Origin of the sequence: Helicobacter cappadocius (genome assembly GCF_030688855.1) — a bacterium.
GTDB classification, from domain to species: domain Bacteria; phylum Campylobacterota; class Campylobacteria; order Campylobacterales; family Helicobacteraceae; genus Helicobacter_J; species Helicobacter_J cappadocius.
In genome coordinates, this window is sequence record NZ_JAUYZK010000002.1 from 64,223 (window position 1) to 76,395 (window position 12,173).

Consider the following 12,173-nt stretch of genomic DNA (forward strand, 5'->3'; position numbering starts at 1 on the left):
ACTATCTTAGATCAATGGCTTTTTTTACAATTCTTTCAAAATCTTTTTTCATATCAGGATTGAGTTTTGAAAGTTGTTCTTGAGCTTGCAGTATCATTTTTGAAGTCGTATTTTGGTGTAGGCATAAAACAAATAAAAAGTTTTGTTTTTGAGATTTATTGAGATTCCATTTTGTATAATTGTCGAAAAAATATCTCGAAGCTCTCTCAATATCCTTGATGGTGCTGTATTTCGATTCTAAAAGAAGCATAACAGTTTGGAAATCAATAGTTTTTTTTTGGCTTTTGAGGGTAGGGTTTTGTTTTTTTCTTAAAACACTCAAAAGCGTAATGAGGAATACCCCTAGCACGACTACAAAAGAGATAACAATAAAAAAAGCATTTGGGTTCATTTTTCCTCATTTATTAACATTACTGAATTTGTTCGGTTACAATTGTAGCCTTTTTATTTTTAATTTTTTGTTAAGGGAATAAAAAAATGGATTTTTTAACACTCTCAGATAAGTATAAAACACCCTTATATGTGTATGATTTAGATAAAGTAAAAAATCAATTTTTGAATTTTAAGGAAGCTTTTAGTGGTAGAAAGAGTTTGATTTGTTATGCATTGAAGGCAAATTCTAATTTGAGCCTTATCAATACTCTTGCTAAACTTGATAGTGGTGCAGATTGTGTTTCTATTGGAGAGGTTAGACGTGCGATTTTGGCAGGAATTAAAAAATATAAAATTATATTTAGTGGTGTAGGGAAGAGTGATGAGGAAATTACAGAAGCTTTAGAGCTTGATATATTGTTTATCAATGTAGAATCTGAGCAAGAACTCCAACGTGTTGAGAGTATTGCACAAGGAATGGGGAAGACCGCAAGAATTTCTATTCGTGTCAATCCTAATATAGATGCAAAAACTCATCCTTATATTTCAACAGGTTTGCATGAAAATAAGTTTGGAGTTGATACGCAAACTGCCTCAAGACTTTATCTTTATGCAAAAAAATCTTCTTTTTTAGATCCTATAGGGATTCATTTTCATCTAGGTTCGCAACTTAGTGATTTAGAACCAATATCTGTTGCCGCACAAAAGATTGTCGAATTTGCTCGTTCTCTTCTTGCTTTAAAAATAGATTTGAAATTTTTTGATGTTGGCGGGGGGATTGGAATTGTTTATGAAGATGAAAAAACTATCAAGCTTTATGATTATGCACAGGCTATATTAAATGCTTTGAAGGGATTAGATTTTACAGTAATTTGCGAACCTGGTAGATATATTGTTGGCGAGAGTGGTTTTTTGGTTACCAAGGTTTTGTATGAGAAATATACCGATAAAAAACGTTTTATTATTATTGATGGAGCAATGAACGATTTGATACGCCCAAGTCTTTATGGGGCTATTCATAAACTTAGTGTTTATTCTAAAGACAAACTTGACAATACAAAGCAAAGCATAGCCGATGTTGTAGGACCTATTTGTGAAAGTGGTGATTATTTGGCAAAAGATGTTTTACTTCCGCCATTATCGCCAGGTGATTTGATTGTTTTTGAGAATGCAGGAGCATATGGCTATAGTATGGCAAGTAACTATAATACGCGAAGAAGACCCGCAGAGGTAGGGCTTGAAAATGGCAAGGATAGAATCTTAAAAAGACGTGAAAAATTTGAAAATATGGTTGCTGATGAGTTGAGAATTTTAAAGGGAGATATGAATGGATTTGAGTGAAAAAAGAGCACAGATTGACGCTATTGATGATGCTATATTTGAACTTCTAAATAAAAGAATGGATATTGTTTCAGATATTGGAAGAGATAAAATAAAATCAAAATCTAGTATTTATAAACCAGAACGTGAAAAACAAATCATTGAACGTTTGGCATCAAAGGAATCTATTCATCTTAACTATAAAGCCATTGAAGCAATTTATCAAGAAATTTTTGCAATTTCAAGGAATTTAGAACTTCCAGAAAAGGTGGCTTATTTGGGGCCATTAGGAAGTTATACTCACCAGGCTGCAGAAGAAAGATTTGGGGCTATGAGTGAATATCTAGCAATGACAAATATTCACTCTGTTTTTAAAGCCGTTGAACTCAAACGTGCAAAATATGGAGTGATACCAATTGAAAATAATACTAATGGAATGGTGGGAGATACAATAGATTTATTAGCAAATTCAGATCTTAAAATTATTGCTGAGATTATTCTTCCTATTCATCATAGCTTTGCAAGTGACTGTGAACATATTAAAGATATCAAACGAATTTATTCTAAAGATATTGCTTTTGGACAGTGTAATAAATTTATTGAATCCCATCAGCTAGGAGAGGTGGATCGAGTGCCTGTAGATTCTACGGCTAGGGCAGCACAACTTGCCAAAGAAGATAAAAATTCTGCAGCCATTTGCTCAAGAATTGCAGGAAAATTGTATCATTTACCCATTATGTTTGATAATATTGAAGATTCTAATGAAAATAAAACTCGTTTTGTAATTATTAGTGATTTTTCTAATCAAGCTAGTGGCAAGGATAGAACCTCTGTATTTGCCAATCTGAATGATTTTGATAAATCTGGGACATTGCTTGAATTGCTGAGGGATTTTGCAAAAATGGGTATTAATCTTACTAAGATTGACTCAAGACCGATAAAAACTAAAACCGATTTTAGTTTTGGGTTTTATATTGATTTTGATGGACATAAGGATGATGAGCATATTAAAAAACTTTTCGAATTACGAAAAAATGAACTCAAATGGCTGGGTAGCTATGTCAAGATGGAAGGTTAAAAATGATTGAATATAAAAAAATCTCTTTAGAAGATAAGGCATTGTTTGATTCTTATTTAAGCAAGGATTTTTTTTATCTTTCTGACATTAGTTTTGGGAATCTCTATATATGGCATAAAGCTAGAGAGATAAGTTTTAGTATTATAGGGAAGTGTTTGGTTATTCGCACTTGCTATGTCGGAGAGAAGCCTTTTTATTTTTATCCAATTGCAGGAGATGAAAAAGATAAAATTGAATGTATCAAAGAGCTTATAAAAGATTGTGAGGAAAGAGGAGAAAAACTTGAATTTCATTCTTTGGAATCAATGTCCTTACAAGTTCTTCAGAAATATTTTGATGGACAATTTACTTTCAAATCTAATCGAGATAGAAGTGATTATATCTATAGCATTAAAGAATTAATTGAACTTTCAGGGAGAAAGTATCATAAAAAAAAGAACCATCTCAATCAATTCTTACAAAATTATCCTGATTTTACTTATCAAAGTATTGACGCTACTAATAAAAATAAGGTTTTATCTGTGTGGAAAAAATGGTTTTCCCAATTGCAAGGGGAAGTCAGCCAGGGATTAAAGAATGAAAATATTGGCATTATTAATGCATTGAGCGATTATGAGTTGCTTGGGCTTAAGGGTGGTTTTGTGAGCGTGGGTAGCGATATTGTTGCTTTTAGCTTTGGTGAAGTCATTAATTCGGAGATGGTAGTCATTCATATTGAAAAGGCAGATTCTGATTATCACGGAGCTTATCAAATCATTAATCAACAACTTTTATTGAATGAATTTAATTCTTTTGTATATGCAAATAGGGAAGAAGATTTGGGCATAGAAGGCTTAAGAAGAGCAAAGATGAGTTATAATCCTGTATTTTTGGTTGAAAAATTTGAGGCTATATTTGACAAATAAGTCAGAGATTAAAATCTACAACATTAAAAAATTTTCTAATATTTTTAGACCTTCTTGATGGGATTTTTCAGGATGTGGTTGCATACCTAGTATATTTTCTTTAGCTATGATAGAAGGAAAGATATATCCATATTCAGAAGTTCCTATAATGTCCTTGGAGTCTTTGCAAGTAACATGATAGCTGTGCACAAAATATAAATAGACATCATCTTTTATGTTTTTAAATAAAGGGTGGTTATTATTTTTTAATCTACAAGTATTCCAACCCATATGGGGAATTTTTAGTTGGGATTGTGGGTTAAATTTAATCACTTCGCCTCTGATGAGTCCAAGTCCTTTATGTTCTCCAAATTCAAAACTTTTTTCAAACAGAAGTTGCATTCCCAAACAAATACCTAATACATATTTGCCACTTTTGATAAAATCAATAAAAGATTCTTTTAATCCCGAATTTTCAAAACAAGAAATTGCATCTCCAAACGCTCCTACTCCTGGTAGAATAATTTTGTCATAATTTAGTAGCTTATCAGGATTATCTTGAATATCAACACGGAGATTTTTGATTGAGGTATTTTCAAGAGCATTTTTGACACTTGCTAGATTTCCAATATTGTAGTTTAAAATAGCTATTTGCATTTTTTTACTTCGATTTTTTCTAAGTATTATACCTTGTAGAGAGTTTATTTGGCTAAAGAATTAGAATTAGCCAAATAAAAGATAATAAAATCACTCATCATCAGTCGCATATCCATCGGTTGCATGTGCCTTGAGATATTGGATAATAATATCTGCATCCTTATCGGTAGGCATTGCAAATGCCCTCATCGTGGTGAATAATCCATCCCACTCCATCATATTGTGTTCTTTGGGGGCGTGTGCAGCATGACACATTGAGCAGGTATCATAATATAAAAATTCTGCATCTGCCCATGCATCAGCTTGATTTGGAGTGAGTTCGTTTTTTGGAAGAGAAACTTCAAGAGTGTTAGAGTCTATCTTAATATTTTTTAGTTTGATAAATGGCAATTCAAGATTTTTTGTCCCATATAAGGTTGCTGTATCATTGGGTTTTAAATAGCCCGTGACTTTAATAATAATTTTCCCATTCGCTTCTCCAATTTTTTCTCCCGGAGTTCCTCTAACAATTGTTCCTATTATGGTTTTTCCGTCTTTGTCATATGCGTCGGTGTTGTCCATTACATAAAGCGTTTCTGCAGATGCTAAAACACCAAAAAATATAAAAAATAAAATCGTGATTTTTTTCATTTTATGCTCCTATGATATCAGGTACTGATGTTGATTTATAAGGCGTAACCACTTCATTCTTGTCTAGTTTTCTCACATTGACAAGTGCTGTATTTGCAGAGATTGCTTGTGCCATTTCACTAGTAGGACGTGAAGATGTGAGAACATTCACATGTCCTGCATTGCATCTAGGTTTTTTTGCTTGTCTGTCTTCAGGATCATACCAAGCACCTTCTTGGATAGCTACAACACCCGTTCTAATGTTTGGAGTTACAAATGCTCCAACCAAAACTCTTCCTCGATCGTTAAATACTTCGACAACTTCGCCGTGTTTAATACCAAGTTTTTGAGCATCTTTGTCATTTATCATCACGGGTTCGCGTCCTTGTATTTTATATATGTCTCGAATCCAAGTATTATCAAGTTGCGAATGAACTCTGTATCTTGGGTGTGGAGATACCAAATGGAAAGGATATTTTTTTGCTTCCTTGCCTCCTAGCCATTCAGCAGGTTCAAACCAAGTGGGATGACCTTTAAAATCAGGGAGGTTGTAAGAGGCAAATTTTTCTGAATATATTTGAATTTTGCCACTTTCTGTTGCTAGTTTGTTTTCTATGGGATCAGCTCTAAATTCCGCATGTCTAACATATTTTCTAGCTTCTTCTGGAATATCAAACTCTACAAAACCATCTTTCCAAAATTTATCAAATTCTTTAAATACAGGTCCATCACTTTTTTCATAAAAACCCTTAATCCATTCCATATAAGTTTTACCACCTGTATAACGTCTTTCAACCTTTTCTCCTCCAAGTCTGTTGGCAAGAAGTCTAAAAATTTCAAAGTCATCTTTTGACTCATATATAGGTTCTATCACTTTTTTCATAGCATAAATTACATTTCTAGAATAAGTCCCTCCAGAAGTAATATCATCTCTTTCAAGTGTGCAAGTAGATGGGAATATAATGTCAGCCATTTTTGCTAGAGGTGTCCACCAAGGTTCATGAACAACAACAGTATCAACCTTTCTTAATGCTTCAATAAGCTCATTTGTATTTGGATGATGTCCTAGTAGAGAAGCACCGCATACATAAACCATATCAATTTTTGGAAGTTTTATTTTTCTACCCTTGAAGTTGATTTCTTTTCCGGGATTTAAAATTGCCTCTGATACCCTAGAAGCAGGTATAGAAGTTTCAACCCTATTTCTTCCCTGAGAAAGACCAGGTGTGGTTCTATAGCCAGAGTTTGCTTGTCCTCCACCAGAGTAGTGCATAGAAAAACCAAATCCTCCTCCAGGAAGTCCAACTTGACCTATCATACTAGCGAGAGTTATGAGAGCCCAGTCTGCTTGTTCTCCATGTTGAGCTCTTTGCATAGCCCAATTACCCGCCAAAAAAGTTCGCGTAGAAACAAAAAGATCAGCAAGTTCCTTAATTTTATTTGCAGGAACTTCTGTTATTTTTTCTGCCCATTCAGGTGTTTTTGGAATATTATCTTCGCCTTTTCCTAAAACATAAGGAATAAATTTATCAAAACCATCTGTATATTTTTCGATAAATTTCTTATCATATTTTCCAGATGTATATAGATAATACATCATGCCAAGCATCAGGGCAACATCTGTATTGGGTCTGATTTTAATCCAATCTGCATCAAACATTTGGGCTGTTTCAGTATAGATAGGATCAATAGAAATGAATTTTATTCCAGCTTTTTTGTATTTGGGATAGTAGATGTCATTTACGTGATTTGGCACAACATAGTCGATTTTGTTGCATTTATATAAGTCAGTCCCCCAAAGTACATAAACCTTGCAATTGGCAATCATCTCTTCATGTGAAGTCTGCAAAGAATATACTTCCATATCTCCCATGATGGTGGGATTTACTCTTCCAGCAGCTCCATTGCTGTATTCACCATCTGTTCCAACTGCACCTCCAAGAGTTGTGTTAAAAAATCTTCCTGCAACAATATTTGAATTATGAAGTCTTCCCACATGCCCCCAGCCTCCATAACTTCCATTATAAATATTTTCACGAGGAATTTCTTTTAGTTTTTTTGCTACAAGATCAAGTGCTACATCCCAGCTAACGCGGACAAACTCTTCTTTTCCACGTTTTTCTCTGTTATTTTTTTTCCCCTCTAGATAACTTTTTCTAACACAAGGATATTTTACTCTTGTATCTGAATAGACTCTATCAATCATTCCTTTAACCATAATAGAGGGATTGGCATCGGTTTTTTGAGAAATAACATCTTTCATTATCCCATCTTCAACTTTTGCAATAAAGGGTCCAAAATGGGTCGCATGTGGAATCATTTCTGTTTTTTTAAATACTCCTACTGCACCTAGTGGGGATGAACCCAAAACACTCAAAGAAGCAACTCCTGCAGTCCCCTTAAGCATATTTCTTCTTGAAATGGCCATAAAATCTCCTTTTATCTTGTAAGATACTAGAAATTATAGCCACCCGTTATTTAAAAAAAACAAAAAATGGTTGTATAAATAAATATATAGTGTGAAATTTTGAATGTTTAATCTGTATTTAGACTCAAAACCTAGAAAAAAAGTCCAGCAAAACTAAAATAGAATCCAGAGCCCGTTAGCCTTGAAGAATTAAAATTACTGAAAGCATAAGGAATATATCCTATACGCAGTGAATAACCCATTAGATTAGTTCCAGCATAGATACTAATATCGTTTGTTAGACCACCATAACTATAATCTATTCCGCCAAAAATAGAATATTCTTTATTAAAATCATAGAGTAGATTTGCTTCTATTGGAAACACATAAGAAACTTTGTTGATGTCAAATTGTGCACCTATGCCAATATTTGCTCCAATTTTTAGATCTTTTATCATTTCATAAGTAGGACCTGCCATCACGGTAACTTCAAGAATTCCATTTTTAGCAAAATCTTGATTATTTTTTCCAAAATCAATCATCTTCAAAATACCCATAGGACCCCAAATATTATAGCCCCATTTGGATTGTTTTGTATTCGAAGCTTTCTCTTGAGCGTCCTCTTTCTTTGAAGTTATTTGAGGGGTATCTAAATTTGTATCTTCAGCATCTTTGCTAGGAACTATTGTTTCTGTAGTAATACTTTTATTATTTTCCGTAGAGTTGTTCGTAGCATATATAAAATCAAAGCTTACAAAGAGCATTATTAAATTCAAAATAATTTTTTTCATTCAGAACCTTTTAAATTTTGTATTTTAACATTTGATTGATGAAGTGTAAATAAAAATAAATATTTATTTTTCAGAATTTTGTTTGAACATCATCTTCCCTAATGCGATTTTTAGATGATTTGAGACCACTTCACATTTAATTTTGAATAATAAAAATATTCTAGAATCAGGAATATTTTCCAAACATTCAAAATTCCCCATTCCTTTGGCAAGAATTATATCTGCTTGATTGAATGATTGTTGAGCTGCAGGATTGGCATCTTCATAGATAAAACCAGGACTTTTGACTCCGCTATCTGCAACTTCGCAAAAATCGAAGATTTTTTTACACTCCAAATGTGTATTCATGTCATTAAGTGTGATGTCATTAATAATGGGTGCTCCTCTGGTGAGATAAGTTATTTTTATATGTGGATAGATAGATTTTATGGTAGATATAAGCACTTCGTCGAATATATTTTCACCTGCATTGTCTGCAAGATATAGCAATGTTTTTGAATTTTGTATTTTTTTGTAAAAATCTTTTAGATCAAAAACTGCAAAATCAAGTTTAGATATATTAAACACTTCATTTTTAATACTAAATTTTGTCGCACTTCCATAATCAATAATATTCCCAAGTGCAGAAATTTTAATAGCCCATTGTAATTCTTCTTCAGGTGTTTTGAAAATGGGTTTTTTACATAAGATATCATCAACTATAATTCTTGCTTTTTGAATGCACTCTGTTTTAATATGTTGATAAATATCGTCTGTAGAAGTAATAGAAGCAATTTTTTTATAAATATCTATAGCAATTTTAGGAGGAGGAACATTTTCATAGGGTAAAGATTGTATCAAAGATTCGATAGCTTGTTTTGCTCTATTTGCAATTTCTTTAGGCTGAAAAGTGATCTCCATTGTTTGATTGCATTGATTTGCTAAACATAAGAGACATTTTTTCTCAATCTTCACGTCGATTACCTCCACCTAATCCAGAAACCTTGCCCCACATCAGGCGATATTTTCTTTTCATAAATTCGATTTCTTCTCTAGCTTTTTGAAGTTCGTTTCTCATAGTGTCTATTGTTTTTTTATCATCATCATAAACCTCTTGCATTGAGATTAGAGCATCTTTTAGAAAGATATTTTCATTTTTAAATGCCCCGATAGTTTCATCTTTTGCACTGATAACTTTATCGTGGAGTCCTAATATGGTATTAATAGTTTTTTCTACAAATATAGGATCTAAAGAATTTCCGCTCATATCAGCAGATACAAGATTATTTTCAACGCTTTTCACAATGGTTTGTGCACCACTTGAGACATCTACAAAAAGAGTATCATTATGAGTTTTGCTAATAATGCTACCTTCATCTATTAGTTCCAAAACTTTTTTTTCTTCAATTCCTGAGAGTTTGACAAATTCCTTTAGACTCAACCAAGTTGGATTTGTAGATGTTTTATTTTCCATTTATACCTTTCTAAGATAAGGTTGAGCAATTTTCGCATAAATTTTCAAAATAAGCAATAAAAAACAAATCATTAAAAATTTAAGAAAATAAAGCTCTATAACAAAATTTCAATTTCCTTAGAATCAAGCTCGAGCTTTTTTGCTTTATCTAATCTATCTTTTATAAGCTTTGTACCTAAGTTTCCATTTTTTAGACTCAATATCTGCATTGCCATATAAGCTGCATTAATAGCCCCTGCCTTACCAATAGCAAGTGTTCCTACAGGCATTCCTGCAGGCATTTGAACTGTGGATAGGAGAGCATCTATCCCATCTAAAGCTCCTCCACTGAGAGGTACTCCAATGACTGGCTTACAAGTTTGAGATGCAATTGCCCCGGCAAGATGTGCTGCCATACCCGCTGCAGCAATAAAGACTTGAGCACCTTTTTTTTCAGCCTCTTTTACATAATCTTTGGTTCGATTGGGACTTCTGTGTGCAGAACTGATGATAACCTCAAACTTCACATCAAATTTCTTAAATACCTCAATACATTCATTCATGATGTTCCAATCACTTTTGCTTCCCATTACAACTGATATGAAATCCATTTAAACTCCTCTAGTTTGTTTTAGTTCTCAAAAACGTATATGGAGGTAATATCTCAGGAAGTAGAACGGGATTAACATTTCCACTATGTATTTCTGGAAGCTCTTTATTATTCTCCAAAATGATTTTATTCAAAATCAGATAAAATTTTTCATTTTCTTGATAAATTTTTCCGATTTCATTATCAATACACTTTATCTCAACATTTCTTGGGGCTACAATTTCATATGGACAACCTGTTTTGGTCGTGTACTTACACAAAAAATACTTACCGTTTTCACCCACTTCTCCATTGACCTGATAGCTTCCTTCACTGATAGCACTGAAATGGTTTTGAGTGTCAAGTCTCTCATGAGGTCGTCTGATGAGATAACCATCTGTAAAACCACGATTTTTTAGAGTGTGGAGTTCTTCTTGATAAAATTCAGGTCTATAAATACCCTTGTAATAATCCTCAATAGCCATTTTATAAGTTCTAGCAGTAAGTCCTGCATAATAGGTTGATTTAGTTCTTCCTTCTATTTTTAGTGCATCAATAGCACCACAATCAAGGATTTCCTTAACATAACTAGCAAGATTAAGATCTTTTGAGTTAAAAATATGCGTTCCAACTCCTTCTTCCTCTTCAAGTCTCATCATCACACCACTATCTGGGTTTTTTACATAATATTCATAGTCAAATCGACAATCATTAGCACAACTTCCTCTGTTTGGGACGCGACCATTTTGAAGTGCAGATATCAAACACCTACCTGAAAATGCAAAACACATACTCCCATGCACAAAGATTTCTAGTTCAAGATCAGGAATATATTTTTTTATTTCAATGGCATCTTTGAGGCTGAGTTCCCTTGCTGCAACAATTCTTTTTACACCCATTTCGTAGAAAACTTCCGCATCTAATACATTTAGAACATTTGCTTGAGTGGATAGGTGTATCGGAATTGTAGGAGCAATTTTTTTGCTTAATCTAACCACACCTGGTGCTGCCACAATGAATGCATCAGGAGACAAATCGGCCATTTTGGCGATGTGATTTTCAAGTAGTTTGAGTTGAGAGTTGAAGGGAAAGCCATTGATGGTTACAAATACTTTTTTACCTCTAGAATGTGCGTAATCAATACCTTCTTTGAAGCTCTCTAAATTAAAATCTTTTCCAGCACGATTGCGTAAGGAAAAATGGCTTACGCCACCATAAACAGCGTCTGCACCATAATCAATAGCAATCTTTAGTTTAGTTAGATTACCTGCTGGAGAGAGTAGTTGAACCTTTTTTGAAGAGTTGTGACTCATTATTTTTTGCCAAATGATGCAATTAATGCTTCAATATCATCTTCACTAGCCATATCTTCTTTGTTATCTCCAGCGATAAAGACTGCAGAACTGACACGTTTAGAATCATCGATCTTGCCTTCAAATAATGAATTCATATATTGAGCTAAAGCTCTCATTACATTGATAACGCGTTCGATTTTTTGCCTATGGATATCTTGAAATTGCATAATATCCATAGCCTGCATAGAGGCATCTAAAGAGTCATTTGCATCATTTGAAATATCCTTTAAGATAGCTGCTATTTGCTTAGATTCTTCTAGCGAGTTGCTGAAAGCTTCAATTTGTGGAAATTTTTCAGACAATTTTTCAAAAATTTCTTGATGTTTTTCAAAATACTTTTTGATTTCTTTTGATGACTTTATAATTTTTTCAGCACTAGAACTTATATTATCAAGTTGATCAAAAATTTCAGTTGCCTTTGCCTCTGAATCTTTTGTGACATCATCTAATTGATGCACGACTTTATGATCGTCTGTTGGAGGAGGAGGCCATTTTTTTCCTGCTTCAACCTTGTAATTGTTAGGATCAATAAATCCGGCAGTGAATTCTTCTTGGGACTCTTCATTTTTTTGAGATTCTTTTTTGGGAGTTTCTTTTACATCCAAATCAGCTTCACCTGACATTATCAGAGCATCTAGTTCTTCTTGAGTCATTGGTTCTCCTTGAGATTTAACCTTAT

At 33.3% G+C, this 12,173-nt stretch carries 13 protein-coding genes; 3 read left to right on the forward strand and 10 right to left on the reverse strand.

The annotated features are described in order from the left end of the window. Nucleotide 1 precedes the first annotated feature (1 nt). A complete protein-coding gene (locus Q5I06_RS01625) occupies nucleotides 2–391 on the reverse strand; it encodes a hypothetical protein (RefSeq protein ID WP_305516461.1) in 390 nt (129 codons plus the stop codon). 86 nt (nucleotides 392–477) lie between these two features. Between Q5I06_RS01625 and lysA the strand changes: the two genes are divergently transcribed. Genes lysA through Q5I06_RS01640 form a run of 3 tightly spaced genes read left to right on the forward strand, consistent with a single transcriptional unit; the run spans nucleotide 478 to nucleotide 3,675 of the window. Beyond that, on the forward strand, nucleotides 478–1,713 hold the full coding sequence (lysA, locus tag Q5I06_RS01630) for a diaminopimelate decarboxylase (protein WP_305516462.1): 1,236 nt from the start codon (nucleotides 478–480) through the stop codon (nucleotides 1,711–1,713). After that, nucleotides 1,700–2,770 carry a prephenate dehydratase gene (gene pheA / locus Q5I06_RS01635; RefSeq protein ID WP_305516463.1) on the forward strand — a complete coding sequence of 357 codons (1,071 nt, stop codon included), beginning with the start codon at nucleotides 1,700–1,702 and terminating at the stop codon, nucleotides 2,768–2,770. Before lysA ends, pheA begins: the two co-directional genes overlap by 14 nt. A gap of 2 nt (nucleotides 2,771–2,772) precedes the next feature. Further along, on the forward strand, nucleotides 2,773–3,675 hold the full coding sequence (locus tag Q5I06_RS01640; RefSeq protein WP_305516464.1) for a DUF2156 domain-containing protein: 903 nt from the start codon (nucleotides 2,773–2,775) through the stop codon (nucleotides 3,673–3,675). A gap of 15 nt (nucleotides 3,676–3,690) precedes the next feature. On the opposite strand, the gene hisH is transcribed toward Q5I06_RS01640, so the two are convergent. The 9 genes from hisH to Q5I06_RS01685 all read right to left on the reverse strand — a co-directional run bounded on the left by hisH (nucleotide 3,691) and on the right by Q5I06_RS01685 (nucleotide 12,147). Next, nucleotides 3,691–4,311: an imidazole glycerol phosphate synthase subunit HisH gene (gene hisH / locus Q5I06_RS01645; protein WP_305516465.1), complete on the reverse strand. Its 621-nt coding sequence runs from the start codon at nucleotides 4,309–4,311 to the stop codon at nucleotides 3,691–3,693. Nucleotides 4,312–4,401: 90 nt separating this feature from the next. Beyond that, the gene (locus Q5I06_RS01650) at nucleotides 4,402–4,941 is read right to left on the reverse strand and encodes a hypothetical protein (protein WP_305516466.1); all 540 of its coding nucleotides are present in this window, start codon (nucleotides 4,939–4,941) and stop codon (nucleotides 4,402–4,404) included. 1 nt (nucleotide 4,942) lies between these two features. Beyond that, a complete protein-coding gene (locus Q5I06_RS01655; RefSeq protein WP_305516467.1) occupies nucleotides 4,943–7,348 on the reverse strand; it encodes a molybdopterin guanine dinucleotide-containing S/N-oxide reductase in 2,406 nt (801 codons plus the stop codon). Nucleotides 7,349–7,479: 131 nt separating this feature from the next. Beyond that, on the reverse strand, nucleotides 7,480–8,118 hold the full coding sequence (locus Q5I06_RS01660; RefSeq protein ID WP_305516468.1) for a hypothetical protein: 639 nt from the start codon (nucleotides 8,116–8,118) through the stop codon (nucleotides 7,480–7,482). A gap of 63 nt (nucleotides 8,119–8,181) precedes the next feature. Next, complete coding sequence (locus tag Q5I06_RS01665) at nucleotides 8,182–9,087, reverse strand: damage-control phosphatase ARMT1 family protein (RefSeq protein ID WP_370690905.1); 906 nt, start codon at nucleotides 9,085–9,087, stop codon at nucleotides 8,182–8,184. Then, nucleotides 9,062–9,571, reverse strand: a complete 510-nt coding sequence (locus tag Q5I06_RS01670; protein ID WP_305516469.1) for a DUF3972 domain-containing protein — start codon at nucleotides 9,569–9,571, stop codon at nucleotides 9,062–9,064. Before Q5I06_RS01670 ends, Q5I06_RS01665 begins: the two co-directional genes overlap by 26 nt. A 95-nt stretch (nucleotides 9,572–9,666) precedes the next feature. Further along, nucleotides 9,667–10,161 (reverse strand): 5-(carboxyamino)imidazole ribonucleotide mutase, encoded by a 495-nt coding sequence (gene purE, locus Q5I06_RS01675; RefSeq protein WP_305516470.1) that lies wholly within the window; start codon nucleotides 10,159–10,161, stop codon nucleotides 9,667–9,669. Nucleotides 10,162–10,171: 10 nt separating this feature from the next. After that, nucleotides 10,172–11,452, reverse strand: coding sequence for a peptidase U32 family protein (locus Q5I06_RS01680; protein ID WP_305516471.1), 1,281 nt, complete (start codon nucleotides 11,450–11,452; stop codon nucleotides 10,172–10,174). Next, nucleotides 11,452–12,147 (reverse strand): chemotaxis protein, encoded by a 696-nt coding sequence (locus tag Q5I06_RS01685; protein ID WP_305520902.1) that lies wholly within the window; start codon nucleotides 12,145–12,147, stop codon nucleotides 11,452–11,454. The genes Q5I06_RS01680 and Q5I06_RS01685 overlap by 1 nt, the downstream gene beginning before the upstream one ends. Nucleotides 12,148–12,173 lie beyond the last annotated feature (26 nt).

What these genes read in the sequence shown, in the direction of transcription:
- Q5I06_RS01625 (WP_305516461.1), bottom strand. Translation starts at nt 391, where the DNA reads ATGAACCCAAATGCTTTTTTTATTGTTATCTCTTTTGTAGTCGTGCTA.
- lysA (WP_305516462.1), top strand. Translation starts at nt 478, where the DNA reads ATGGATTTTTTAACACTCTCAGATAAGTATAAAACACCCTTATATGTG.
- pheA (WP_305516463.1), top strand. Translation starts at nt 1,700, where the DNA reads ATGGATTTGAGTGAAAAAAGAGCACAGATTGACGCTATTGATGATGCT.
- Q5I06_RS01640 (WP_305516464.1), top strand. Translation starts at nt 2,773, where the DNA reads ATGATTGAATATAAAAAAATCTCTTTAGAAGATAAGGCATTGTTTGAT.
- hisH (WP_305516465.1), bottom strand. Translation starts at nt 4,311, where the DNA reads ATGCAAATAGCTATTTTAAACTACAATATTGGAAATCTAGCAAGTGTC.
- Q5I06_RS01650 (WP_305516466.1), bottom strand. Translation starts at nt 4,941, where the DNA reads ATGAAAAAAATCACGATTTTATTTTTTATATTTTTTGGTGTTTTAGCA.
- Q5I06_RS01655 (WP_305516467.1), bottom strand. Translation starts at nt 7,348, where the DNA reads ATGGCCATTTCAAGAAGAAATATGCTTAAGGGGACTGCAGGAGTTGCT.
- Q5I06_RS01660 (WP_305516468.1), bottom strand. Translation starts at nt 8,118, where the DNA reads ATGAAAAAAATTATTTTGAATTTAATAATGCTCTTTGTAAGCTTTGAT.
- Q5I06_RS01670 (WP_305516469.1), bottom strand. Translation starts at nt 9,571, where the DNA reads ATGGAAAATAAAACATCTACAAATCCAACTTGGTTGAGTCTAAAGGAA.
- purE (WP_305516470.1), bottom strand. Translation starts at nt 10,161, where the DNA reads ATGGATTTCATATCAGTTGTAATGGGAAGCAAAAGTGATTGGAACATC.
- Q5I06_RS01680 (WP_305516471.1), bottom strand. Translation starts at nt 11,452, where the DNA reads ATGAGTCACAACTCTTCAAAAAAGGTTCAACTACTCTCTCCAGCAGGT.
- Q5I06_RS01685 (WP_305520902.1), bottom strand. Translation starts at nt 12,147, where the DNA reads ATGACTCAAGAAGAACTAGATGCTCTGATAATGTCAGGTGAAGCTGAT.